Origin of the sequence: Nostoc sp. (assembly GCF_036917575.1) — a bacterium.
In the GTDB taxonomy this organism is placed as follows: domain Bacteria; phylum Cyanobacteriota; class Cyanobacteriia; order Cyanobacteriales; family Nostocaceae; genus Nostoc.
This window is the reverse complement of the sequence record NZ_JBALDC010000039.1, coordinates 37980-63178: the sequence shown is the minus strand read 5'-3', so window position 1 is coordinate 63178 and position 25199 is coordinate 37980. Positions and strand designations below refer to the sequence as shown.

Sequence of the window (25199 nt, the reverse complement as noted above, 5' to 3'; positions counted from 1 at the left end):
TAGTGGTTATGAGGAATATTAAATAGCAATCCCATTTAATCTGTGAGAAACTCGTAGTGGTTTTTGCAAGTCAATGACTAAAACGATATTGAGATATTGGTTAACCATAGAGGATAGCTCTGTATTATAGACCTCTAAGCTATATTTAGGTTCCTAAAGTCAATCGATTGGTCATTAGTCAAAAGCTAATACCCTATGCCCTTCAAGAGTGATGTATTGAGTAAGCAATTTTACTTATTTACTGATAACTCAGAACAGACTAAACCTTAGCTATCCGCAAACGTAACTGTTTGGCTCCATGCCCAATTCCTAATCTCCAACCTAAAATATAAACAGTCTAAAACTCTCCCATCAAGATACAATTCGATCTGACAAAAGCTGTTAAAGTCCATAAACCATTGATTTCCAAACCACCCTATGAGCATTCACGAAGTATTTATGCCGGCGCTGAGTTCCACCATGACGGAAGGCAAAATCGTTTCTTGGGTGAAATCACCAGGGGACAAAGTGGAAAAAGGCGAAACAGTGGTGGTTGTAGAGTCAGATAAGGCAGATATGGATGTAGAAACCTTCTATGAGGGATTTCTTGCCCATATCATAGTTGAAGCTGGTGAAACTGCCCCGGTAGGATCTGCGATCGCCTTTATCGCCGAAACGGAAGCTGAAATTGAAACTGCCAAATCTGTTGCTAATTCCGGCGGCGCAGCGGCTACTCCAACCTCTTCCCCTGAACCAGTCGCCGCCACAGCCTCAGCCGCCACACCTGTCTTAGCGTCTCAAAACGGTTCTAACCACAAAGAAGGAAGGCTTGTGGTTTCACCCCGTGCCCGCAAGTTAGCCAAAGAACTCAAAGTTGATTTAACTACACTCCAAGGCAGTGGCCCCCACGGGCGCATTGTCGCCGAAGATGTAGAAGCATTGTCTAATAAAGGCAAACAACCCGCCCCTGCCCCAGTTGCCCCACCAGCACCCGTACCAACCAGCGCCCCAGTTACACCCCCAGCACCTCGGACACCAGCACCCACACCTACACCAGTGGTGGCAGCTGTTCCTGGTCAAACTGTGCCTCTAACTACCTTCCAAAATGCTGTCGTGCGGAACATGGTAGCCACCATATCCGTGCCCGTCTTCCGTGTCGGTTATACAATTACCACTGATGGATTAGACAAACTTTATAAACAAATTAAATCCAAAGGCGTGACAATGACAGCGCTACTGGCGAAAGCTGTAGCAGTGACATTGCAAAAACACCCATTGTTAAATGCTAGCTACTCAGACCAGGGTATTGTTTATCATTCTGATATCAACATTTCCGTAGCAGTAGCGATGGATGATGGCGGATTGATTACACCTGTGCTGCAAAATGCAGACGCAGTGGATATATATTCTCTATCGCGTACTTGGAAGTCTTTGGTAGAACGTGCCAGGGCAAAACAATTACAGCCACAAGAATACAACAGCGGTACATTTACCCTGTCAAATTTGGGGATGTTTGGTGTGGATAAATTTGATGCAATTTTGCCGCCTGGACAAGGTTCAATTTTAGCGATCGGGGCATCCCGTCCGCAAGTGGTAGCAACACCCGATGGTTTATTTGGCGTGCGCCAACAAATGCAAGTCAATATTACTTCAGATCACCGAATTATTTATGGTGCCCATGCTGCGGCGTTCTTGCAAGATTTGGCAAAATTGATTGAGACAAATCCTCAATCTTTGACACTGTAGTTTTGAAAAGACACCAAATTTAAACGTTAGCGCTATTAGCGAGCAGCAGTTTTTTGCAAAGTAGCGCTAACAATAAACAATACGTAGACTTAAATTTTTGATGGACAAACTATGTATCGATATCATATCTCTACATAAGTTTATGTCTAAACTGATATCAAAGTGACATACGACAATACTCTTAAATATCTGGTTGAGCAGTATCCAGAAGATTTTATCCGCTACTTACTTGCATCTGAGGTAACGGATATCCAGATTCTCAAAACAGAATTAAATCAAGAACCAATTCGTGCTGATTCAGTAACCTTTTTGCAAACTGCTAATCAAATACTGCATTTAGAGTTTCAAACCTTACCAGCATCGACTCCACCCTTGCCACTAAGGATGTTGGACTATTGGGTGCGGCTATATCGACAATACAATTGTGATATCGAGCAGGTGGTGATTTTCCTTAAACCTACAACTTCAGAAGCTGTATTTGTAAATCAATTTACTACCCGCAATACAACCCACCGTTACCGTATTATCCGAATCTGGGAACAAGATCCAGAACCTTTATTGTTATCTCCTGGTTTATTACCTCTGGCAACTTTGGCGCGAACAGATTCTCCTCAAAGCTTACTCCAACAGGTAGCAGTTCAAGTGAGTATGATTGAAGAAGAAGCCACCAAGCAGAGTATCTCGGTATGTACCCAACTTCTAGCAGGGTTGGTATTCGAGCCAGAACTAATTCGTCAGTTTTTGAGGAGACAAGATATGAGAGAATCTGCCATTTATCAAGAAATTCTTGAAGAAGGACTACAAGAAGGTAGACAACGAGGCATTGAACAAGGTATTGAACAAGGCATTGAACAAGGCATTGAACAAGGCATTGAACAAGGCATTGAACAAGGCATTGAACAAGGAAGACAATCAGAACTAAGGCTAGTGATACGTTTATTAACTCGTCGGCTTGGTTCAATTAATTCTCAGTTACAATCTCGATTGCAAGAGTTGTCCTTGGCTCAGTTAGAGGACTTGGGTGAAGTATTACTAGATTTTGCCAGTGAGGCTGATTTAATGGATTGGCTAAATACAATAGAAAATTAGAGTTTGTCTAAACCTTTCGACCAGTTACAAAAAAAGTCAGATTTTCATACCAAGCACCTTGCTCTGTTGCCTCTGCTTCAATTTTTTGACGATACTCTTTTGCTATTAGGAGGTTTGCTACTCATCGGCACAATATTTCCGCTTGCCACATCAATGGCTGAAAGTTGTTCAGATTTCATCTTGCTTACTAACTTTTGAGCTACTACAAAAAAGATAGTAAACTAATGCGTGACAAATTACACTATTAATTTATTTTCGCTAGCGCTAGTAAATGACTCTAATTTGCTCAGTCGATTCACTTCAAACAATTAAGTAGGAAGAGACAAATAAACTTAACTATATCAATTAAGGTAAAAATAGCTAAAAACCTCTTCCCTCATGCCTCCTGCCTTGTCATAATTACAATTATTTATGTCGCTATACTTATTTATTACTCAGCGTACCTCTGCGTTTATAAAAGAAAAAAGTGGGCATTGCCCACCCTACTTATTTATCCCTTTACACAAAGAACTTGCTTAAGTGTTGCTACAACCTCAACCAAATCTGCTTGATTTTCCATCACTTGTTCTATCGGTTTATAAGCACCAGGAATCTCATCTAACACACCCTCATCTTTGCGGCATTCTACACCATTTGTTTGCTCTATCAAATCATCAAGTGTATAGACATTTTTGGCCTTCTTTCTAGACAGCAAACGCCCTGCACCGTGAGAACAAGAACAAAAGCTGTGGGCATTACCTTTACCCTTAATGATGAAAGACTTTGCCCCCATCGAACCAGGAATAATCCCATAATCTTCAGTTTGGGCACGGACTGCACCTTTACGAGTAACGTATACATCCTCGTCAAAATGCACTTCTTTTTCAGCGTAATTGTGATGACAATTAACCTGCAATAAAGGTTTAGTTGCTTTCCCACCTGCGAGATGCTTCTCAACTATATGCTTAAAACGCGCCATCATCACATCGCGGTTGACACGCGCATAGTTTTGTGACCATTGCAAATCGTGCCAGTATGCTTGGAATTCTGGTGTACCAGCGACAAAATGAGCTAAATCAGGGTCAGGCAATTTATTACCTGCCATCTTTGCTAATTCTCTAGCTGTGTGAATATGACACTGGGCAAGTTTATTACCGATGTTACGCGAACCAGAATGCAACATTAGCCAAACTTGATTCTCTGTATCAAGGCACACTTCAATAAAGTGGTTTCCTCCACCGAGAGAACCCATCTGTTTCATTGCTTTAGTTTGTAAGTCTTGCACACCACGATGCAAGTCTTTAAAATCATCCCAGTGTTGCCAGTTGCTGACAGATTTTTCAATGTCTTTATTTTCGTTGAATCCAGTCGGAATTGCTGCTTCAATATCCAGGCGGATTTTCTTAAGTTTACCTTCTAGTTGTTCGGCAGTAAATGCTGTTTTGATAGCGCTCATCCCACAACCAATATCCACGCCGACAGCAGCAGGGATAATTGCCTCTTTGGTCGCAATTACAGAACCCACTAAAGCACCTTTTCCTAAATGAACATCTGGCATCAAAGCTACGTGCTTAAATACAAATGGTAATGATGCTACATTCTTGGCCATCTTGGTTTCTTCTGGCCCCAAAGAGTGATTTGCCCAAGATAAGACGGGTGCTGGTGTGGTAATTTCTAACTTTTCGTAGGGCATAATCGTTTCTATTTTAGATTTTAAATTTTAGATTTTGGTGAGGCAGTACGGTCTTATTTCTTGGCGATAGCGCAGCGTAAAACCTTCTTTTCTCCTTCTTCTGTTGGAGACGCTGCGCGAACAAAGACGCTAACGCGAATAAGAGGCTTGTCTGCGACACACTGCGCGTAGCTTGCTTCTTTGTAAAAGTACGCCAACGGTATAGCGTCTCGTAGAGAATGTCTGGGTTTCCCTGATGAGCAACTACCGTTAGCGCAGCGCTAGCGACAAAGGAGCGTCACTCGTAATGATTAAGTATATGGCACCGATAATTATCGCTATAGTTTATAACTCACTACTTAGTTAGTTGTAGCAATTTAAATGTTGTATTGTTTTTCATTTGGCTCTCTCAATTTTCCTGAAGCTGAAGAACTACTCATAAGAATAATCTGTTTGTAGTATAAATGTAGTGTATAATCTTACAAAAGTCAAGCCATCACCACACAGAGAAAGCAGATAATTGCCAGATGTATTAAAATTTGTAAAGAAAATGAGTTTGTTTAAATAGCTTCTTAAAGTTCTGACACAATATGGCAGTGCGTCAAGATACAATCTGGGAACGTTTTTTATCACCAGTAGTGCGTCTTTTGATTGATGAAGATGGATTACGGCGTTACGCTGATAGTATTGATTGGGAGAAAGAGTGCGATCGCTATCGACGAGATGATGTCATAATTCCGTGGTACTACAGTAATCAAAACTTTCACGGTATTGCTGGCGGATATCTCAATTACGGTGCAGCAGTTACTTACGATCCGATTACCCAATATGTTGTGCCACCGAATGAAATTATTGTCCGTCAAGCTTTAGTTGATGCCATCAAGGTAAAACCACGACGCATACTCGATTTAGGCTGTGGCACAGGTTCCACTACTTTAATGTTAAAACAGGCTTTCCCCCAAGCGGAAGTTATTGGTTTGGATTTATCACCCTATATGCTGGTAAGGGCAGAAGATAAAGCTAGAACTGCTGGTTTAGATATACTCTGGCGACACGGGAATGCTGAAAAAACTGGTTTGAGTGACGCAACATTTGACTTAGTGACAGCTTCTTTGCTATTCCACGAAACACCAGATGCGGTGTCTCTAGCAATTCTGCAAGAAAGCTTCCGGTTGCTGGTAACTGGAGGACAAGTGTTAATTTTAGATGGGAATCAGAAGACTCTGCGTCAGTTAGAATGGCTTAATGATGTTTTTGAGGAGCCATATATTCGTGAGTATGCTGCTGGTAGCATAGACGCGAATATGGGTGCAGCCGGATTTGAAGCAGTGCGATCGCAGGATGTATGGTGGATAAATCAGGTAACTAGCGGCATTAAACCGCTCTCAACCGAAAATGTCCGTCAGTATACTGCCACATCAGTAGATAATAATTTGGAGGGACTTGGTTCTCCAGCATTTGGCATAATGGCATGAGTTTAAAGGCAGTTCTCTTTGATTTTAATGGTGTAATCATTAACGATGAGCCAATCCACCTGCAACTGATCGATGAGATTCTCATGGAAGAAAATCTCCAACCCCAACGTGTCGATGAGCGTCAAGCTTCTTTAGGACGCAGCGATCGCGCTTGTTTTGGGCAACTACTCGCTAATCGTGGTAGAGTAGGCAATGAAAACTATTTAACTCAGTTGCTGTACCGGAAAGCCCAAGCGTATGTGGTCGAACTAGAGAAAATAGAGAGACTGCCTTTATATCCAGGTGTGGAAGACTTAATATTTCAGGTGCGATCGCGGAATTTAAAATTAGGATTAGTCAGTGGCGCTTTTCGCCAAGAAATAGAATTGGTACTCCAGCGAGCTAAATTAGCCGAACATTTTAAAATTATCGTCGCAGGTGATGACATCACCACCAGTAAACCAGAACCCGACGGTTATCTACTGGCAGTAAAACGTCTGAATCAAGAATATCCCGACTTGAATCTTCAACCATACGAGTGTCTGGCAATTGAAGATACTCCAGCAGGTATCGAAGCAGCGAAGCAATCGCAAATGCAAGTTGTTGGTGTAGCGAATACTTACCCATTCCACATGCTCCAGCGCTGCTGTAACTGGACTGTTGATTATCTCAGTGATTTGGAACTCGAACGTGTGCAGAAAGTTTATTCTCAAAAACAGCCTCAGCCATCGGCAACTGAATGTTAGAATAGTCTACGGTGATAATGTCTGAAATTAATGAGTCATAGTACTCTTGACTTAGCACCGATTAAGGGGAATTAGCTCAGTTGGTAGAGTGCTGCGATCGCACCGCAGAGGCCATCGGTTCAAATCCGTTATTCTCCATTTGTTTATAAATTGAAAGTTGCGCCATTTTTCGCTAACCACTCTTTTCTATCCACGCAATCAGGTAAGATTCGCTCTACCCTGTCCCAAAAATCTCTATTGTGGTTGGGTTGAACTAAGTGAACCATTTCATGAACGACTACATATTCAATCATGGAACTAGGAAGCAAAGCAACACGCCAGTGGAAATAAATATCACCTTTTGGATTACATGAACCCCAACGATTACCGAGTTCGCGCACTTGCATCGAAGTCGGTGCTTTGCCGATTCTGTTAGATAAAGATGTAATAATTGACTCTAAATGCTGCTGAAGATGACCGCGATACCACTGAATAAATAAATCTCGACCTTGCTGTTGATGCGATAGCGAAGCGCTGCTGCTTTCAGCAGATCGCAAAAGTTCAAAGTGTCCTTGGTAAAGTCTTAGGGGGTTGTCTGCGGTATCTACTAATTTCAGGCGATAGCTACGTCCTAAATAGTGGAAGCCTTCGCCAGGTAAATAAGTTTTTTGTGCAGATGGCGGTTTGATAGCTGCTTTTTTGAGGAGTTTGCTGTAAATCCAGAAGCGGCGTTGTTCGATAATTTGTCCTAGTTTTTCTACAGGGACTTGAGGTGGTGTTGTGATGATTAATTGGCCGTCAGGTTCGATGGTAATTTCAACTGTGCGACGACGGGGACTTTCGCGCAGTTCAAAGGAAAGTTCTCCAACATTAATGGTTTTCATCTGCTTCGATTTGCATCGTGTCGTTCGGCTAATTGGGTGATTTGGTCTGCTAAACCATCCAGTTTACTATCTGGGAAGACATTTAAATCTTCTAATTTCAGCCAGATATTTTTACAGAGGTTTTCTCTGGCTACCAAGTCGTTCCAGAAGCCGATTACATAACTTTGGTTGTAGATAAAGTCTACCAGTTCGGTGGTAAAGGTTTGTAGTTGGGTGGCAATTTCGGGTGTTGATGACTCAAGTGTATCTATGAGAGCATTGAAGAATGGGCGAATTCGGGCTGATGGTTGATTTTCGCTGACTTCGGTTTGTTCGGCTCGGACTTTTTGCGCTAGGTTTAAAAATTCTGTGGCGATCGCATTCCAATCTGCACCTAAACGTTGTAAAATTTCTTCTAGTTTATCGCTAAGATTGCGATAATAAACTGGGTCATCATCTAGATGGGTGCGGATGTGGTAACGGATGGCGTGTTCCATTTGGGCTGCACGAGTTTGCACGGAACGTCTTTGTTGTACCCGTTGCTCAAAGTCTAAGTCAAGGATATTTACTGGTGAGACTTTCAGGTTAATCCCATGAGATTGGATGTGTTGGTCTATCAGGGCTTGAACCTTTTCTTTAGCATCTTCTGGGGGTTCATCTCGGAAAATATCATCGACTAATTTCTTTAATTCTCCCAACTTTTTCGCATCTTTCAGGTAGCGCAAAGCTTGGGGACGAGGTAAAAAGGCATCCATTGCTTGCAGAAACTCCCGCAGCAGTTGATAAAATTCTGCACGCGATTGCTCATCATGATTTAGGATATTTACACAAGCTTCTTGGTCATCGTAAATATTTAAGTTGCGTTTTTGCCAAAAGTTCATTACCCGTTGATAAGCTCGGTCTAGTTTAGGTAGTTCTTCTTGGATATCAAACCAAGCACCATCGACATCTTCTTGGTCGTAGACACTCATCGCGGCGGCGATGTCGATACCGTAATAGTCTACAATTAAACCGTAGTCTTTACCTTCGGCGGTGCGGTTGGTACGAGCGATCGCTTGTAATAAATCATGTTCTACTAAGCTGCGGTCTACATATAGCACTTGTTCTAAAGGTGCATCGAAGCCCACCAAGAGTTTATTATTTACAATTAAAAAAGCTAAACCGTCTTCATCTAAGTTTTTCCAGAAACGGTTTTTGTAGATGGTATGGTTATTTTCATCCGTCCATTGTTTCCAGGCTTGGGGGTCTTTTTTGCTGTCGGCGGAGATAATTGCCGCAAATTCTAAACGTTTGATGGTATCGAGGTAAGGATAAGCTTGTACCAGGGTGCGGTATTCGGCTGGTGCTGATTCTAATTTCAGACTTTGCAGAATAACAGCTTTTGATTCTAATTCTTGAATCAGTTCGTCTTTGGCTGCGGTAAGATATTGCTGGTACAAAACGCAAGCATGGCGATCGCTTGCTGCTACCTGAGCTTTAAATTTACCCTGCATGATCCGGGTGACATAGTGCCGTAAGATATGCCTAGCCTTGTCCTTCATCAGTTCTTTGGAGTTGAGGACGTTTTTCTTACCAACGTATTTGGATTTAATTGCTGCGCGTTCTTCTGGGGTATAGTCTTGAAATAGCACCTCAAAAAGTTGGTCTAGGGTGTTGGCTCCTTTGACTGCTCCCATTGTTTCCAATCCTTCGTAGAAAATGGGAACGGTAACTTTATCTTTTTGGGAATCGCGGATACTGTAGATATCAATATAAGGATTTTCGTCATGAGCAAAGATATCTTTTGTTTTCTTTTTCTTTGCGGAGATGATGGGAGTTCCTGTAAAACCAATTTTGGCGCAGTTGGGTAAGGCTTTGGAAAGGTAAGCGTGAAGGGTGTTGCTGTGGGAACGGTGAGCTTCGTCAATTAATAGTAAAATGTTTTCTGAGGGATTGAGAGCATTGTTTAACTCTTCAATATCAGCGTATTCTTTGCGTTCATTAATTTTGTTAAATTTCTGAACCATTCCAAAAACAATACCCGGCCCTGTTTGTCGCAGTTTCTTCGCTAAATCTTTGATGCTTATTGCTACTTGCAGAGTTTGACCGGAAAGGGTTGCTGTTTGTTGAAGTTGTTCTTCTAAATCTGTGCGATCGGTAACGATGACAGCTTTAAACTGTTGAAGTCGGGGAATTGTCCGCAGTTTGCGGAGGATAAACATTATATCCAAGCTTTTACCAGAGCCTTGGTAGTGCCAGATAATACCGCCGCGCTGGTCTTGGCTACCGTGTTGTGTTTTAGTTTTACCGTGTAGCAAGCGGTCAACGGCTTTGGATACGCCACGAAATTGTTGATAGCGCGGGACTATTTTGATGCGACGGTTGTGTTTGGTTGTGAACAGAATGTAGTGGCGCAGGATATCCAGCAAGTTGGCGGGGTGAAGCATTCCGGCGATGAGTTGCTGGCGGCGGTTAAGTTTGGATAAGTCAATTAAATCTTCTAACTTTTCGCCGCTTTTGACTGCTGCTAAAGTCTCCCCGGATTTTTGTACAGAATACAAAACCTCATTAGATCCTCCTAAATCCCCCTTAAAAAGGGGGACTTTGACTCCGGTTCCCCCCTTTTTAAGGGGGGTTAGGGGGGATCTAAACGCTGTGGGACAACATATATCAGACTTGTCTTCAGGTAATAAGTAATTAGATGCACTTGAGATTAATTCTTCTTCGGGAAGCGTCGGGTTTGTGATGTCTAAAACCTGGGTTATTAAGTTGGAATCAAAAGGGCTGGTGTCTTTCCATTCGAGATAATGCTTGGGTTGACTCCCCACCGTACCCACGACAGCCCGCCCGGAGGTGCAGGAAATCATCAGTTGGTTGTAGTGAAAAAGGCGCTCAATTCCTTCGGGTTGCAGGCTGTGGCGTTGGTTGGAGTATTTTAGCAAGTCTTGAATCCCAGATTTGAGCATATCTGCACCTGGGGCTTTGCATTCGATGACGACGAGGGGGATACCGTTGACAAACAAAATGATATCAGGGCGGTAGTGACCTTTGGGGCCTTTTACTCCCGGTGGGTCGATGCGGAATTGGCTGATGGCGAGGAAGTCGTTACGTTCGGGGTGGTCGAAGTTTATCAGGTTGATGGTAATTTGTTTTCCTGTGAGTCCTTCGACTTTCACGCCTGTGAGGAGGAGTTTTGTCAGGGTTTCGTTTTTCTCCATCAGTTTACCGGGGCCGAGGTTTTGCAGTTGGCTGATGGCTTGGTTGATGCGGCGTTGGTCTAGCCAGGGTTGTCCGTTGTCGTCGAGGTTGATTTCTCTGAGTTGGCGCTGAAGTCGGGGAATTAGGAGAACTTCGTGGTAATCGTCCCGTTGTTCGGGGATTGCTGCTAAATAGTTTGCTTCGATATATTCCCAGCCTAAACCGCCGGGAAGTTGTTGCATTTTTTGGAGTTGTTCTATTGTGGGTAGTTCTGTATATGTATATTCAAGTCCCGTCATTTTGCGCCCCCTGTGGCGGAAATTCTACATCTTCGTACAGCAGTGCGATAGGAAATTTAAACTCTATGCTAATTAACTCGATTTCGTCATCGGTGGTATAAGAAGTTAGTTCCCATTTGCTGCGATCGTTGAGGCGGAAGATTTCTACACCAATGCTTTCGGAATTAATTAGTACGTATTCCTGCAAACTTTCTAGGCGGCGATATTGGGCAAATTTAGCACCTCGGTCGTAGGCTTCAGTTCCGGGAGAAAGAACTTCAACAATCAGTTTAGGGAATCGAATGACTTGAATGGCTTGTCTATCTTGGGCATTGCAGGTTACAAGTACATCAGGATAAAAGAAGGAACCTTTTTCTGTAATTCCCACTTTGGCTTCAGTTCCCAAAACTCGGCAATAACTTCCTCTGACATGGGGTCTAAGTGCGGCGATGAGGTTAACAGCTATGGCGTTCTGGGGAATTGTCCCGCCTGTCATCGCGTAAACTTTGCCATTTATATACTCGTGTTTAATCTCCTGTCTCGCTTCCCATTGAAGATATTCGTCAGGGGTTAAGTGGTATTTATTGGGTGTTGCAATCATTGCCTTTTCTTGTATTTTATATTCTTCTCAGGTTTGTTATTTTTTGGTTAAATTTTCACGCGCACCCGTCCAGTTAAGAGGTCTGACATTAAGCCTTTTTTTAAAAGTTTGAGTTTTTCTAATCGGGTTTCTTGAGAACTGATACGAAAGTTATGTGTGTCTAAATAATTCACAATACGTTCTTGTTCCTCTATTTGCGGTAAAGGTAGTCTAAGCTGCTTCAGAATCCAAATAGATATTTCTGCTCGTGTTGTACCTACTGCTGTTCTTCTGATTTGAAGCTGTAAAATTTGTGATGAAAGTGTTTGAAAAACGTATTTTGGTAAAATATATGATTTTAGCCTGATTCGAGCAATGTCTCTGCTAATATTTCCAAAAAAATAATTTGGAACAATATCAACCCGTCCAATTGTTCCTTTAACAGAAATTAGAACATCATTTGGTTTAACTCGACTACGAATATAACGATTTTCAATTAATTGAGAAGCCTTATGAATATTAGTTCTATAATCTCTACCCATATTGTATATAGCTAGTACTGGTATGCCAGATTCTACATATGAACCTGTTTGAACAATTCCATAACAGATAGGGCTATCATCTACTGTAACTTCATCTATTGTTGGAGTTTCCCAATCTTTTGGAATTATCCCCAAGACTGATCGCTTAAACAATTCAGGGTTACGTGTATAATCTCTAAGTTCGCCATGCTCGTCAATACCGCGTGTGAGGAGGTCGTGCAGCAGTCCGGCTTTAGCTTTTTTGAGTTTTGTGATGTGGATGTCGGTGAGTGCGATCGCTTTATCAATTGCGTCTAATATTTTAGCGATGTCAGCACGTTCTTGTGTTGGAGGAAAAGGAATTAAAAAAGCACGAAGCTGTTGATAATTTAATCCTTCACGATTTCCCCCTGCATTGAGTTTATTAATCTGAGATTCGCCAATATAAGATGCAAGGACAGATGATAAAAATATTGCATTCTCTCGATTAGGATTGGGTAAACGAATAGCACAAACATGTTGATTTACATTAGCTGTTCCAAGTCCTTCAGGGAGTGGGCAGCAACGACCTATTGACGCACCTGTGATATTTAAAAGGACATCATGGGCAAAAACCTCACTGCGTTTCATGATTTTGTGAATTCTTTCATCAATGTGGGCTACATCATCTAGTAATAAACCCTCAAAAGTAACATTTTGACTTCGGATGAATAAAATTCCTTCTTTCTTATAGACATTGCTTCCACCTTTAGGAGTTATTCCACTACCCACAAAAGTAGCAATATCACCGATAGCTACAATATCCCAATCTAATGGAAAATTTCCGATAGGTGTATTATTGAAAGTCTCAAACTTAACGAGGGTTTTAGACATACCCCAACCCCTTCAACAACTCACTCAACCTTTGATTAACCTCCTCTTCCTCATTTTCAATTTCCGCCAATGTCACCCGATACTTATCCCACCAATTCTCAACCGCAGCAATCACCATCTGACGGTGTTCACTCACATATCTCTCCAACTGCATCAACAAATCCGCCTTAAACAAATCCAACACCAACCCCTGCGCTTTCTCCTCACTCAAACCTGCACTTGCAGCTTCCAACTCTTTTACAAGCAACCCTTTCAACTCCCGCACAGACTTACGTGCTTCCTTCAACCTTTCCAAAATCTCCTTGTAGGGTTGTAACTGCACCTCAATCTCGGCAATTTCCTGCTCTTTTGGGATCACCATTGATTGCAGATTACCCAATTCCTCTTCTAAATCAGTCGGATCATTCCCCTGCTTTTTCTCATACTTAATCGACCCCTTCTTGCGGTCAGTTCCCAGCAATTCCTTCAGCCGTTTTTGACCATCCTTAATTGAATATTTCAATTCCTTCACTTGTTCTTCTAATTGCTTGACAAAATTAACACTTTCCCCATCTTCCGATGCTTCCCCTTCCTCCCCTTGTTCAAAGGCTTCTTTTTCCTGTTCCAAAGTCGCAACTTCCGCCTCAGCATCTTCCAACTGTTGCAAATACTGCGGAACCAGCGCCGGGACAATTTTGTGACTCAAAGCGTCAAACTTATTACCAGATTGCTTACTTTCCGTATCTTCCAAAGCATCCCGAATTGTATCCACCCAAGAATCAATCAAACCTTTAAAACCCAAATTCGCTAAACGTTTCAAATCAGCAGAAACCTCATAAGCATCTTCCCACCAGCTAGCAATGACTCCCATAGTCTTAAACCTATCTAACAAACCAATGGGACGCACCGCCGCTTCAAAGGTCTGTAAAAATTCTGCCCGTAGCTTCATCAACTGCTTGTTTTTAGGCAAATCAATTAAACGCTGTTGATGTTGCAGCCACCAATTGAGAGTAACTTGCCGTAGTTTGTCCTCCTGTTGTCCAATCCCTGCATCTGTTTCAATGCGCTGCTTAATTTGGGCGCGTTCCGTTAACGTTGGCTGAAAATCTAAATATTCTTCCATATTTATTAATTCGTATCAGCTTGTTATATCATGTCTACTTGATTGCTTATTTAACTCGAAGAACCCCACCCCCAACCTCTTACCGCTTACGGTGTATACACAAGTCAAATTACCCCCCTTAATCCCCCCTTATAAAGGGGGGAAACCAGAAATACAGTTCCCTCCCCTTTCTAAGGGGAGGGTTAGGGTGGGGTAAAACTGACGCGAAAAACCTCATCACCAAAGAATTACAGTATTGCAATAACGACGAACGCATTTGTTACTTTGGCGAACGCATTTGTTGCTTTTGCGATCGCATTTGTTGCTTTTGCGAACTCATTTGTTGCTTTTGCGATCGCATTTGTTGCTTTTGCGAACTCATTTGTTGCTTTTGCGATCGCATTTGTTACTTTTGCGAACTCATTTGTTGCTTTTGCGAACTCATTTGTTACTTTTGCGAACTCATTTGTTATTTCGGCATACGCACGAGTTACAGAATAAGGGTTTACCCTACCCTTCGTTGTAACAAAGTCATCGGGTCAAAACCGTGACTAGTAAACAATTCTTGCTTTGCATCCACCTCAGACTTGGGTACACCACCCAAAAGATGCGATCGCACATCTTGAGGTTCTGGCGGTGGAGTATTATCAGCATAGCGGCGAATATTACAGTTGTATTCGTAGTCAGCCAATTGTTGTTGAGTCACCACCGCCGCATAACCAGGAATCCCAGCATAATCAGCATTGGTTGTAAAATCTTCATAAGCCGAGACAATTTTTTCTATATGTTCAGGACGCAAAGAATTTTGAGCGCGTCCAGCCTGAAATTCCGCATCAGCATTGATAAATAACACCTTACCTTGTGTCGCTTTTGGTTTAGCACCTCTGGGACGCATCACCAAAATACACGCCGGAATCCCTGTCCCATAAAATAATTGTGGTGGTAAGCCAATCACCGCCTCTAAATTATCTTCTTCAATAAATAGCTGGCGGATTTTCTTTTCTTCTCCACCACGAAACAGTACCCCATGCGGCATTACTGTCGCCATAATCCCATCTTGCTTTAACACCGCTAGCATGTGCTGGGCAAACATCAAATCAGCTTTTCCACTTGTCGCGCAAAAAACGCGGAATCTGTCAATAAACTCCATCGGGTTATCTTTATTACCCCGGCTGTAGTTTTGCGAAAACGGTGGATTACTCAGTATTCGGTCATAATGCTTTAAGTTACCCCCCTCTTTAATGGGCACCATCAAGGTATCATCATTCTGAAGCACAGCATTGGGGATTCCATGCAGCAATAAATTCATCTTGCAGATAGCCCAAACTCCCCCGTTATTGTCTTGTCCGTAGAGTCTCAAATCGCGGGAATTTCCACCGTGTTCTTCTATGTGTTGCTTAGATAAAATTAACATTCCCCCCGAACCCACACAGGGGTCATAAACCTCCATCCTTTCTTGGGGGTTGACAATTCGCACCATTAACTTCACGACTCCACGGGGAGTATAAAATTCACCGCCCTTTTTACCAGCAGAGTCAGCAAAAAAATAAATTAAATACTCATACGCCGCACCCAACAAATCGGGAAATTCTAAATCTTCATTCCGTAGCGATCGCTTGTCAAAATGTTCTATCATTTGGCGTAATTGCAAATCGCTTAAGGTACTTTTGCCACCTACCTGCCGATTAAAATCAATATGCTCAAAAACATCCCGTAGCACCGCCGGATTAGCATCAGCAAGACTATGTAAGGCAGTATTAAGTTTATTACCTATCTGTTGATGAAAGGTGTTAACTATAGTACTCCAACGAGATTGTGGTGGTACAAATAACGTATAAGCTTCTCTATCAGTTGGAACATAGCGTTTAGGGTTGTCAGCCCTTTCCTTAGCGGCTTCTTCACTCTCCCCTTTATCTATAAATTCCTTAACAATTTGCTGATAGCGCACCTCAAACACATCAGCAGCCCGCTTTAAGAACAACATCCCAAAAATAAATTCCTTATATTCAGAAGCGTCCATTTTGCCGCGTAAAATATCAGCCGCCGCAAATAAGTGACGTTCCAGCTTCGGAAGGGTGAGTTTTGCCATAACAGTAGAATCCCCGGCTTTTGACGATCAGAAATTTGCCTTTACTTCGTGGGTGTCACCACTTATGGATAATATAGAACTCATATTTGATTTTTGTTCAAAAATCAGTACACCTTTATTCCTTATTCCCAGTCCCCAGTCCCCTACCTCTACGAGTGATTCAGGAATTAAATCGGATTCCTATACAGGCGGACAGTATCACTTAATGTTTTGTCGTCAAGCTAGTAGTTACAACTGATATCATTTCTTTGTGATGCTGCGTTAAACCTTTGAAAATAATTGCTTACTCTTACACCGATCCGCTATTAGAATCTTCTCCCGATCGAGCCGATTGGGGGTGGGAGGTGGATCGGGTTTATGAAGATTTGGGCAAGCCAGACTCTTCTGAACGATCGCAATTACAACAATTATTTAGCGATTGCCAAACTGAACCAGCAGATTATCTTTTGATTCGTCGGTTGGAAGAATTGGGAGATACTGTAGAGGAAATTAGCGATCGTCTCAATCAACTTGAAGTCATGGGAATCGCAGTAATCGCCACTGAACAACCCTACACTTCCGAAAATTACCCTCTGGGTGCTGACTTGCTGAATTTGCTACACGCAATCCAACGTCAGCAACGTAGTCGCCGCATCCGCCAAGGACATGCCCGTAATCGTCTTGAGGTTGCACCGCCACCGGGCAAAGTTCCCTACGGCTATCGCAGAGGTAAGGGAAAATATACCATTGATCGCAGTACTTCACCAGTGGTAAAAGATTTTTTTGAACACTTTTTACTCTATGGTTCCCTGCGGGGTTCAGTGCGTTACTTGGCGAAAAAATACGGCAAGAAAATCTCTGTTACTACAGGAAGACGCTGGCTGACTAATCCAGTCTATCGCGGTAACACAGCCTACCAAAATGGTGAAATTATCTCCAATACCCATATTCCGATAATTTCTAAGGAAGAAGCAGCTCAAGTTGACCGACTTTTACGCCGTAACAGCCGTTTACCATCCCGAACTGCTAGCGCACCGCGTTCTCTGGCTGGGTTGGTTGTCTGTGCTGAGTGTCAGTCACATCTGACAGTTACCCGTGTTACTCAACGCAACCAAGATAAAGAGTATCTTTATTTACGTTCTACTAGCTGTCCGCAACGCCCTAAGTGTAAGGCTATTTCCTACCAAGAGGTGTTGGAACGCACCATTAAAACCGTTTGCCGTGATTTACCTCTGGCGGTAGCAGGAATGAATTTTCCTCAGTTGGATGCAGTCAAGAATAGTTTAGGGCAAGCGATCGCTCGTCAGCAAGAAATACTTGCTCAGTTACCCGCTTTAATTGAAACTGGAATTTTAGATGACGAAACAGCAAAGTTAAGGGCTTACAAACTCCGCACAGAAATTTCTGCACTCGAAGCAAAGCTAGCAACTCTCCCCCCAGTTAACTTGCGTTCTGTTGCTCAAGCTGTTTCTATACCACAATTTTGGTTAGATTTGTCGGAAACAGAACGACGATTTTACTTTCGAGAATTTATCAGACAAATTGACATTACTCTTCAGAATAAAGAATTCAAACTCCAAGTTATTTTTATTTTTTGATTTAATCAAAACGCTATTTTTGAGATGGTTGATCCTTAGTATACGCAACAGGTTTTGGCCCTGCATTCCGTACATTGATAATTTTATTGAGGATATCAAACCAGAAAGGCGCACCCATAGCAATAGCAAAACCACTCACTATCCAACCACAAATTAATTTAAAAACTTGTGAAATTCTGATATAAACTGTATTAGATTTTGTCTTATCTAATAACTCAAACTGTTGATTAATATTTTGCCATCCAATTGGTATAGAAGAATTTCCTAATAATTTCTCAATATTCCTTCTGTCTGCTTCATTATTGATATAATCGATTTTTTGACTTGCACTTTGAGTAATAGTAGAGCGGATAACTGAATCTTCTGATAGTCTTTTAAGCAAGTGAAATGTATCAGTGTTGGTTAAAAAGGCAACTGATATTCCAATTAAAATAGCAACTCCTTTAGCATTGCGCTTATAAACACCACTTGCTCGATCCATAGAGCGGTCAAACCATGTTTCTACTTCATTTTTAAATTGATTCGCTTCCTCTGTGAGATCACCAACTTTTATTCTGCTACGTTGAGCAATTACACAAAGACTCTTGATTAAATTATTAGGTACTTCATCAGGTAACTCATTATTAACAAAATCTATAAATTTCTGGTCAATCTCTCCATAAATTTCTTGAATTTTTGTGTAACTTGCACTTGTCGGATCGTTTACACCTTTTTTAAGTTCTTTATAAGAGGCTAATATCATGTACAAATTAGTTTTTGCTTCTTCACTAGGATGTTTAACATGATTAATTAGCTGGGAAATTTTTAAGGTATCTAATAAAGTAGTTGCAAATGTTTCAGAAGGAAGATACGAAGGACCGCTTTGTTTTTCTAATATTAGTTTATCAGGGTTTTTATTAATATCCTGAAAATGCTTTTCTAGTTTACCCTTGGCTTGATGATTCAATGTATTAATCAAAGGATCGTTATAAAGTTTTTGTACCAATTGGATTGCATTAATAATATCTGATTTTTCACTTTCACTACCACCTGATAGAAGTAATTCAATTGAAGTTCTTAAATGTTTAGCTCTCCATTGTAATAATGTGGCAATTAGTTCCTGGATTTCCGAAGCTAGCAAGCTCAAAATTAAGTAGATAAAAACTAAACCAAGAGTAACATCTACAACTACAGGTAAATTCATTGATAGTCTCCAATAACTTTTTAGCTATTTATTGTTAGCAGAATTGCTTGAATTATTGTATATCATAGATATGATAATTCAATATTTACTTAATTAAATTTAAGATGTAAAATTTTATGGTTTTTTCTTCGTTTAAATAATTTATTTAAGTAGTAAATGATTATACTATTTTTAAATTAAAATATTATATAGCAATCCGATTTGATTTGGGGAATTACTAGTAGAGGTAAGGGACTGGGGACTGGGGACTGGTGACTATTAAGAAGGAATAAAGGTGTACTGAGTTTTTTTCACGCAATCAAATATGAGTCTTATATATATATTGAAATACTTATCATAGTATTGAATTAGTGTAGCAATTGCTTACTAAATTTTTGAAATTAGCCAGATAAAAACTAAGTAGATCAAAATTTATCCAAGTGTCAGATAAAAAATAAAACACAAGTTTATTTACGGACTATGCCACAGGTAAAAATTATGGATTGCTTGTATTCTTTTTATCATTTCTTGGCTTAAATGTTATTTAAATAACCAATATAAATTTTTCAAAAAATAGCGCTAATTAGAAAAATTTAAGTTAATCTTGGAAACTAGCAATTGTTAAAACATACGTTGTTACTGGGTGGCAACATTGGAGATTCGCTAGATGTCTCTATGTAATCAAACCAGCAAGTAAAATGATTACCAGAGAATATGCAAGAAGGAAGCTTTATTTGGAGTCATCTGGAAAAACAGCATCGCACGGTTGGAAAATGGATTGATTGGGTATGGCTAATAGTATTACTGTTGGCAGCAGTATTACTGTTTAGCATCAATCTGGGAGGGTTGCCGCTGCGAGATTGGGATGAAGGTACTGTGGCACAGGTTGCTCGTGAAATTTGGCACGCCCCATCAGGTTCAATGCCTTGGCTTTACCCAACGTTAGGAGGCGAACCATATCATGACAAGCCGCCTTTGATGCATTTGCTAATAGCTTGGGCTTATTCTCTAGGAGGCGAAAATGAGTTGACAACGCGCTTACCTGGAGCAATTTTAACGGCAACATCTGTACCTTTACTGTATTGCATTGCTCGAGAAATATTTCGCCAACGTTGGGCTGCTATTTATAGCGCTTTGATTTATCTAACAATGCTACCTGTAGTGCGTCATGGGCGGTTGGCAATGTTGGATGGAGCGATGGTAAGTTTTTTGATGGTGATGATGTTGTGCGTGCTGCGATCGCGCCGAGATTTACGTTATTGTCTTGGTATTGGCATCAGCTTTGGGTTTATTTGTTTAACTCAAGGACTGCTAGGTGTATTACTCGGTGCGATCGCACTTGTATTTCTATTTTGGGATACGCCACGATTGCTCACTTGTTACTATCTCTGGATAGCAATCTTAATCGGCATTCTACCTGTAGCTGGTTGGTATGGTGCCCAACTAATTCATTATGGTTATACTTTCGCTCAAATTGGCATTGCAAACCCATCACTAGGCCGAATTGGCTCAGTTGTAGAAGAGAATTCTGAACCACCTTGGTACTATGTGATTGAACTTTTCAAATACACATGGCCGTGGTTATTATTCTTACCACAAACTATCCGTTTAACTTGGGAAAATCGCAACCTTAGCTGGGCAAAATTAGTAATGGCGTGGAGTGGGGTTTATCTACTGGTAATTTCCTTCATGATTACCAAAGTTCCCTGGTATCTATTCCCGATTTACCCTAGTTTAGCTTTAGCCTTTGGTATCCAGTTATCAGATACGGAAAATTCACCTTTACTCTCATCTTATCCTCGTGCTTGGGTTGCTGGTTTGGCAATACTTGCTGTGGCTGCTTCTACTGGTAGCATTTATTTCAGTGCGGGTACAACACCAAAAACCGACTTACAATTGATTTTTGCTGCCGTAGCTTTAACTATGACCTTAGCAGCTATTTTGGCAGAACGAGGTGACGGCCAATTTTTAAAGATTTTGTTTTGGGGAAGTTATATTTCGCTGCTGCTGTTAATGAAATCTAACTACTGGGTTTGGGAATTATCACAAGCCTATCCAGTTAAACCAGTCGCCGCCATGATTGTACGAGCAAATCCAGCGACGAGGAAGATTTATACATCTTTTCCCTACCATCGTCCCTCGTTGGATTATTATAGCGATCGCACCATTATTCCCGCTTCTGTTGGTGAACTAGAATATTATTGGCACTACAACGGTCAACCCTACTTTCTGCTTCATGCATCTGCTTTCAACAATCTTCAACTAGAGTCGATGAAGCTAATTGACCAAGCTGAAGGTTGGAAATTAGTCACAAAAGATACTAATCGGCTATAAATATGGAGTATTGGGCATTAAAAAATAAAAAATAAAAAGTCAAAAGGCAAAAGATTCTTTTTACTTTTGCCTTTTACCTTTTGATTTCCTTGTCCCCTTCTCAGGAAAAAATCAGAGCGTTACCCAAAAGGTAATGATCATCTTGTAGCGAGTACTTACACCAATTCGCTTTTTCGCAATTGAGAAATTTAGATGCAGCAAGGCAATCCCTACTTACATCTGTTGCCTTATTTTAGAGAATTGGTATTACATAATCAGCGATCGCTCTTTAAACGGACATAATATAAAACCGCGTCCTATTTGGGGCAATAAGACACGGTATTATCAGAGTATTTAGTTATAATATTACAACAATCAAAGTAGAATTTGATTTATACAAAAGTAATCCATTTACTGAGATTTGTTTCCTGGGTCATTAATTTTCTCTGTTGTGGGGAGAATTTGGTTATCATAGCTTGTCTTTTCTTGGGTCAAAGCGATCGCACTAAAGAAAATGGCACTTCCTACAGCCAAGGCAACCATAGGACGCTTGAGTAAAACAAAATCTCTGATAATCCTCGCTAAAGGTCGGCTTTGACGACGTAGCGACGAAGACATCATCAATTGTCTCCAAGTAAACGGATCGCGGACATAATGACCACTTTGGCAAACTACTAGCCTTTCCTGGCAATAGGGACAGCAAAACAAGCCCATACGCGTTTTAACTGGTTTTAGCGTGGCATTTCTTTGGCAAATTGGGCAAGTAACATAATGATTATCAAAAGTGTGTATATTCATTTACCTCGTCCGCCTAGTCCATTTACTCGTATAACAATAGCTATATTGAATTGGGATCAATGTCCGATCTGATATCAGGTATCAATCATACATACATTCTATTACTACCAAGGATGGCTCAATAGTCGCAACACGAGTATAGCTAGATTTAAACAAGGATGACTCATGGTTAATGTTTATGGGTGCGTCCACCCAGCCGAAAAAACTTTGTTGTCTCTAGAAAAAATAACGTTGGCGATCGTTCGCACCCCACTAACCACAGCTACGCCCAACTTAGGCATTGCTGACCCTTAAATAATAATTCTCTCTCATTTAACCATTCTCCCCACACAAATCTCGCACAATGACATTTTTAGCTAAAGCTGCTTTGGAAGTTAAGTAAATAAAGTCTACTTGTCCGGTTGCTAAATAATGGCTCACAATGATAAGTAACAGATAAAAATTTAAATTTTTTCTTACATTTACCCTGCCTCTCAATGACTCTCTTGCCTCCCACTCAACTAAGGAAGGTAACGGAACAACCTGCCTTTCCTACACCTTCCGCTCGTTTAGCTCACCTAATTAATCGTTTTCAACCATCCCCAGAAACAGTTGTGCTGTTTTTAGCCATGCTCATTGGCGGTGGTACTGGTATGGGTATAGTCACCTTTCATTATTTAATCCAGTTGGTTCACCAGCTGATGCTGGAAAATTTAATGAGTCAAATTGGCGCTTGGGGTGCTTGGACTTTAGCCTGCGTTCCCATCCTTGGCGGATTAATTGTTGGCTTGATGCGCTGGCGCACTCAAGACTTTGGCCCTGAACTTTCATCTCTCATCGCCGCCTCTCAGGGAACAGAGATTGGGCGACCACTACGACCAGTGACAAAAATGCTGGCTGCATCTGTTTCTTTAGGGAGCGGTGCTTCTTTGGGGCCAGAAGGGCCGAGTGTGGAAATTGGCGCAAATTTTGGGATGTTGTTGTCTGTGATCCTGAATGTATCTCAAGAACGACAACGTTTGCTATTGGGTGCTGGTGCGGCGGCGGGACTGGCTGCGGGATTCAATGCTCCCATCGCTGGAGTATTTTTTGCCTTGGAGGTGGTGATGGGAGCGACATCTTTCGCTACTTCTGCTGTGAGTGTAGTGCTGCTAGCAGCAGTAGTAGCAGCATTAATTGCCCAAATTGGTTTGGGGGCCCAACCTGCTTTTGATTTACCTGTTTACCAAGTTCGCAGTCCTTTGGAATTGCCTCTTTACCTTGGTTTGGGTTTAGGGGCCAGCCTAGTTTCTCTGGCTTATACTCAATCAATTCGTTTAGCAAAAGCTTGCTTTGCTGGGAAGGTTCCAGGTTTTGATTTTTTGGGACGAATTCCTCAGCCGATTCATCCAATTATTGGCGGTGTGATCATTGGTGCTGTTGCTTTGCAGTTCCCGCAAATTCTGGGTGTTGGTTATGAAACTGTAGAAGCAATGCTTCAAGATGTGGAGTTTCCACTCTACTTATTGGTGGTGTTGTTGGTGGTGAAGTTATTGATGACTGCAATTAGTGCGGGTAGTGGTTTCATCGGTGGTTTATTCGCACCAGCAATGTTTTTAGGTGCTTCTTTTGGATCGGCTTACGCCAAAATGTTGGCTGTAGCATTCCCGATAATTTGCGATCAAATGGCGGCTCCCCCAGCTTACGCAATGGTGGGAATGGCAGCAGTACTGGCTGCTAGTGTGAGAGCGCCGTTAACTTCTATTTTGATGCTGTTTGAATTAACCCGCGATTATCGGATTGTTTTACCATTGATGGCGGCTGTGGGTTTGAGTGTTTGGCTAGTAGAAAGGATTAAACCAACTTTTAACTCTAACTCTAATCTACAACAAATTGGGCTTTCGGAATTGAAAGATGAACAAGCAGAAATTGTGCAGCAAATTTTGGTAGAAGATGCCATGTATCCCTGTCCCAAAAAGTTACCTGCAACTTTGGGAATATTAGATGCAGCTGTGGAAATGACCCGCGATCGCGTCCGTAGTGCTTTAATATTTGATCAAGCAGAGCAATTAGTTGGTATACTTTCTTTGGAACATATTAACCATGCCCTTGCTATTTGGCAAACATACCCAAATTCCTTAACTGAAATTCCCGATAATTTATCTAGTCAAACCCTCATAGACATTTGTACTACTGAAATTCTCTATGCATGGCAAGATGAACTTTTATCTGAGGCTTTAGACCGGATGAGTCTTCGAGGTTTACATCAATTACCAGTGGTAGCACGAGATAAACCAGATCGCATTTTGGGTTTATTAGAAAAAGAGCAAATTGGATTAACCTGTAATTTAGCAGTTACGCGCAAGGCACTTCGCCACTATTTACCAGTGTTACCCACGACAGATATAGTCATTAGTCATTAGGTCATTGGTTTTCACAAAAAACAAATGACACTTGACTAATGACTGTTTATAGTCATTGATTTTCACAAAGGACAAATGACAATTGACTAATGACAAATTATTAAGCTGTGGCTTCTATGGCTTCATCACCTTCGCGATCTTCTGGATCTACCTGTCTCAGACGAATGTGCTTTTTGCCTAAAGTGATCACAAACTCATCTCCTGGTTTCAGATTCATCTGTTTTGTATAAGCTGAACCTATAAGTAAGTTACCATTCGATTGCACACTAATTCTATAGCTAGCACTGCGTCCACCACGCCCATTAGCACTGGGTGTACTGTCTAACTGAATGCCTTCAGCATCAATTAGGGCATTTAAGAACTTCATCATATTGACGCGCTCTATACCATTTTTGGTAACGGTATAGTAGCCGCACTTCTTGGCTTTGTCTTCTTTGCTCTCGTTCTCTAGCTCTTTGACTTTTTTGAGCAGTTCTTCACCGATTAGGGGTTCAATTTTTTTCTGTTTAGGCATCAACTTAGGTCGAAAATGAATGTTTGAAGTGTTTGAATCGATTTTATTTTAGCTGAGGTTGAGCTAACAGGAACGCAATCCTTTAGTTTTTATCTCAACCAAGCCAAGTATATTACATTCAGTTGCACAATTATTATGTCATTAACAATATTGCCAAGACAATTTATTTTAGAGAATGCTGGCAATGCTGATAAATATATATATACTTTGTGAATACTGCTAGACTATATAAGTTTTAAGTTTTCTAAACTAACGCTCTCAAGGTTGTCTATTTCTTAAGAATGTAGAACATCCTCATAGAATGATAAGCAAAACTGATCCTTAATCATTGGTAATTGGTAATTAGTC

General features: G+C 41.2%; 19 protein-coding genes and 1 tRNA gene. 9 read left to right on the top strand and 11 right to left on the bottom strand.

Going from position 1 to position 25199, the window contains the following annotated elements:
- The first annotated feature begins 417 nt into the window (after positions 1–417).
- Together V7K79_RS08965 and V7K79_RS08960 are read left to right on the top strand one after the other, a co-directional pair.
- Positions 418–1725 (top strand): dihydrolipoamide acetyltransferase family protein, encoded by a 1308-nt coding sequence (locus V7K79_RS08965; protein WP_335046731.1) that lies wholly within the window; start codon positions 418–420, stop codon positions 1723–1725.
- A gap of 162 nt (positions 1726–1887) precedes the next feature.
- A complete protein-coding gene (locus V7K79_RS08960; protein ID WP_335046729.1) occupies positions 1888–2814 on the top strand; it encodes an Rpn family recombination-promoting nuclease/putative transposase in 927 nt (308 codons plus the stop codon).
- Between the two features lie 490 nt (positions 2815–3304).
- Here V7K79_RS08960 and V7K79_RS08955 read toward each other — a convergent pair whose 3' ends face one another.
- The gene (locus tag V7K79_RS08955; RefSeq protein WP_335046728.1) at positions 3305–4486 is read right to left on the bottom strand and encodes an RtcB family protein; all 1182 of its coding nucleotides are present in this window, start codon (positions 4484–4486) and stop codon (positions 3305–3307) included.
- A gap of 569 nt (positions 4487–5055) precedes the next feature.
- Between V7K79_RS08955 and V7K79_RS08950 the strand changes: the two genes are divergently transcribed.
- The 3 genes from V7K79_RS08950 (at position 5056) to V7K79_RS08940 (ending at position 6803) form a co-directional block, all read left to right on the top strand.
- Positions 5056–5940, top strand: coding sequence for a class I SAM-dependent methyltransferase (locus V7K79_RS08950; RefSeq protein WP_335046726.1), 885 nt, complete (start codon positions 5056–5058; stop codon positions 5938–5940).
- On the top strand, positions 5937–6665 hold the full coding sequence (locus V7K79_RS08945; RefSeq protein WP_335046724.1) for an HAD family hydrolase: 729 nt from the start codon (positions 5937–5939) through the stop codon (positions 6663–6665). Before V7K79_RS08950 ends, V7K79_RS08945 begins: the two co-directional genes overlap by 4 nt.
- A gap of 65 nt (positions 6666–6730) precedes the next feature.
- A tRNA-Ala gene (locus tag V7K79_RS08940) sits at positions 6731–6803 on the top strand.
- Between the two features lie 5 nt (positions 6804–6808).
- On the opposite strand, the gene V7K79_RS08935 is transcribed toward V7K79_RS08940, so the two are convergent.
- The 7 genes from V7K79_RS08935 to V7K79_RS08905 all read right to left on the bottom strand — a co-directional run bounded on the left by V7K79_RS08935 (position 6809) and on the right by V7K79_RS08905 (position 16106).
- Complete coding sequence (locus tag V7K79_RS08935) at positions 6809–7528, bottom strand: M48 family metallopeptidase (RefSeq protein WP_335046722.1); 720 nt, start codon at positions 7526–7528, stop codon at positions 6809–6811.
- Positions 7525–10983, bottom strand: coding sequence for a type I restriction endonuclease subunit R (locus tag V7K79_RS08930; protein WP_335046720.1), 3459 nt, complete (start codon positions 10981–10983; stop codon positions 7525–7527). Before V7K79_RS08930 ends, V7K79_RS08935 begins: the two co-directional genes overlap by 4 nt.
- On the bottom strand, positions 10970–11563 hold the full coding sequence (locus V7K79_RS08925) for a Uma2 family endonuclease (RefSeq protein ID WP_335046718.1): 594 nt from the start codon (positions 11561–11563) through the stop codon (positions 10970–10972). The genes V7K79_RS08930 and V7K79_RS08925 overlap by 14 nt, the downstream gene beginning before the upstream one ends.
- A gap of 47 nt (positions 11564–11610) precedes the next feature.
- On the bottom strand, positions 11611–12936 hold the full coding sequence (locus tag V7K79_RS08920; protein ID WP_335046717.1) for a restriction endonuclease subunit S: 1326 nt from the start codon (positions 12934–12936) through the stop codon (positions 11611–11613).
- Positions 12929–14038: a hypothetical protein gene (locus V7K79_RS08915; protein ID WP_335046715.1), complete on the bottom strand. Its 1110-nt coding sequence runs from the start codon at positions 14036–14038 to the stop codon at positions 12929–12931. Before V7K79_RS08915 ends, V7K79_RS08920 begins: the two co-directional genes overlap by 8 nt.
- A gap of 259 nt (positions 14039–14297) precedes the next feature.
- Positions 14298–14420, bottom strand: a complete 123-nt coding sequence (locus tag V7K79_RS08910) for a hypothetical protein (RefSeq protein WP_335046713.1) — start codon at positions 14418–14420, stop codon at positions 14298–14300.
- Positions 14421–14522: 102 nt separating this feature from the next.
- Positions 14523–16106 carry a type I restriction-modification system subunit M gene (locus V7K79_RS08905; protein WP_335046711.1) on the bottom strand — a complete coding sequence of 528 codons (1584 nt, stop codon included), beginning with the start codon at positions 16104–16106 and terminating at the stop codon, positions 14523–14525.
- A gap of 269 nt (positions 16107–16375) precedes the next feature.
- Between V7K79_RS08905 and V7K79_RS08900 the strand changes: the two genes are divergently transcribed.
- The gene (locus tag V7K79_RS08900) at positions 16376–17683 is read left to right on the top strand and encodes a recombinase family protein (RefSeq protein ID WP_335046709.1); all 1308 of its coding nucleotides are present in this window, start codon (positions 16376–16378) and stop codon (positions 17681–17683) included.
- A 13-nt stretch (positions 17684–17696) separates the two neighbouring features.
- On the opposite strand, the gene V7K79_RS08895 is transcribed toward V7K79_RS08900, so the two are convergent.
- Positions 17697–18866: a hypothetical protein gene (locus V7K79_RS08895; protein ID WP_335046707.1), complete on the bottom strand. Its 1170-nt coding sequence runs from the start codon at positions 18864–18866 to the stop codon at positions 17697–17699.
- A 693-nt stretch (positions 18867–19559) separates the two neighbouring features.
- Between V7K79_RS08895 and V7K79_RS08890 the strand changes: the two genes are divergently transcribed.
- Positions 19560–21179, top strand: coding sequence for an ArnT family glycosyltransferase (locus V7K79_RS08890; RefSeq protein WP_335046705.1), 1620 nt, complete (start codon positions 19560–19562; stop codon positions 21177–21179).
- Positions 21180–21569: 390 nt separating this feature from the next.
- Here V7K79_RS08890 and V7K79_RS08885 read toward each other — a convergent pair whose 3' ends face one another.
- The gene (locus V7K79_RS08885; protein WP_335046703.1) at positions 21570–21956 is read right to left on the bottom strand and encodes a hypothetical protein; all 387 of its coding nucleotides are present in this window, start codon (positions 21954–21956) and stop codon (positions 21570–21572) included.
- Between the two features lie 165 nt (positions 21957–22121).
- On the opposite strand from V7K79_RS08885, the gene V7K79_RS08880 reads away from it, so the two are divergent.
- A complete protein-coding gene (locus tag V7K79_RS08880; RefSeq protein ID WP_335046701.1) occupies positions 22122–22250 on the top strand; it encodes a hypothetical protein in 129 nt (42 codons plus the stop codon).
- Positions 22251–22432: 182 nt separating this feature from the next.
- Positions 22433–24337 carry a chloride channel protein gene (locus V7K79_RS08875; RefSeq protein WP_335046699.1) on the top strand — a complete coding sequence of 635 codons (1905 nt, stop codon included), beginning with the start codon at positions 22433–22435 and terminating at the stop codon, positions 24335–24337.
- Between the two features lie 100 nt (positions 24338–24437).
- Here V7K79_RS08875 and V7K79_RS08870 read toward each other — a convergent pair whose 3' ends face one another.
- Positions 24438–24851 carry an AbrB family transcriptional regulator gene (locus tag V7K79_RS08870; RefSeq protein WP_335046697.1) on the bottom strand — a complete coding sequence of 138 codons (414 nt, stop codon included), beginning with the start codon at positions 24849–24851 and terminating at the stop codon, positions 24438–24440.
- Positions 24852–25199: the final 348 nt, after the last annotated feature.